Here is a 947-nt window from a genome sequence, read left to right as displayed (position 1 = left end):
AAGCTGTCGGTCAAGACAGTTTTGATGCGGAAGGAGCGCAGGTTCAGGCGCCCCCAGCCGGAGGTGATCTCGACAATGTCGCCCGCACTGAACCCGTGGGCAGTGGACGAGACAACGGCTTCTGTAGCGTTGGAAATACCGGAGACAGTTTTGGCAGACCCGAATGCGGTAGCAATCGCAAACAGGGTGCCGGTTAGGGTGCGTGCCATGTGGTGGCCTTTCTTTGGTTAAGTGCCCGCAGAGGGCGTAAAAAAACCCGCTGCCATTGCTGAAAGCGGGTGTGCTGTAAGCCCATGCGGGCACAAAAGACAAAGCCAGCCAGGTCGTAAAACCTTGGCTGGCTCTGTCAGATGTTTTGTTGTGTGTTCGGCTTTTCTATCGCGTGGCTTCTATCTCGAATCGCTGAATGCAGCCACGGGCATTGGTTACTGGGTCAATAGTCGAAATGGCCTCGCCTTGCGGTGTGCATACGAATGCACTGGCTACACGCAGAGCGGCCTCAATGCTGCGTATCAGCGCCAGCGCCTCAAGCCTGGTGTCGGCCCACACACTGATTTGCATTAATGTGAATCGCTTGTCGGGCGCGGTGTTGTCCACGTAGGACAAGGCCTCCCCTCCCACTCCCTGGTACGTGCCAAAAGGGTGGGCAGTTGCATTGGGCGCAACGTCTGGGAAAAACCGCGGGCACTCTGTGAGCAGTACCGCGAGCAGGTCGCTTTCCATGGTCATGACTTGCGGACCTCCTCAAGGTAGCGAACTTTGATCGCTTCGCGCACCTGGGTGCGCGTCTCAATGACCGATCGGCCGATGAACGAGTGGGCCGGCGAATGTCGGGTACCAAACTCGACCATGAAGCCATAGGGGGCCTCAGACTTGTTCCAGCTGACTTGGTAGGTGGACACATCCTTGAAGCTCTTGTCTTTACTAAACACCTGGTAGATGGCATT

At 56.6% G+C, this 947-nt stretch carries 2 protein-coding genes and 1 pseudogene; all 3 read right to left on the bottom strand.

All coding sequences use genetic code 11. The annotated features are described in order from the left end of the window. Positions 1-209, bottom strand: a pseudogene (locus tag AC07OO_RS25540) (phage tail tube protein); the annotation flags it as partial. 166 nt (positions 210-375) lie between these two features. Continuing rightward, a complete protein-coding gene (locus tag AC07OO_RS25535) occupies positions 376-729 on the bottom strand; it encodes a gp17 family tail completion protein (protein ID WP_495084991.1) in 354 nt (117 codons plus the stop codon). Beyond that, positions 726-947, bottom strand: a 222-nt coding sequence (locus AC07OO_RS25530) for an HK97-gp10 family putative phage morphogenesis protein (RefSeq protein WP_495084990.1), incomplete at its 5' end; no start/stop codon positions are given. The genes AC07OO_RS25535 and AC07OO_RS25530, both read right to left, overlap by 4 nt.

The sequence above is a fragment of the Rhodoferax sp. GW821-FHT07G04 genome, from assembly GCF_059418585.1.
This window is presented reverse-complemented; position numbering and strand designations above follow the sequence as displayed.

What these genes read in the sequence shown, in the direction of transcription:
- AC07OO_RS25535 (WP_495084991.1), bottom strand. Translation starts at nt 729, where the DNA reads ATGACCATGGAAAGCGACCTGCTCGCGGTACTGCTCACAGAGTGCCCG.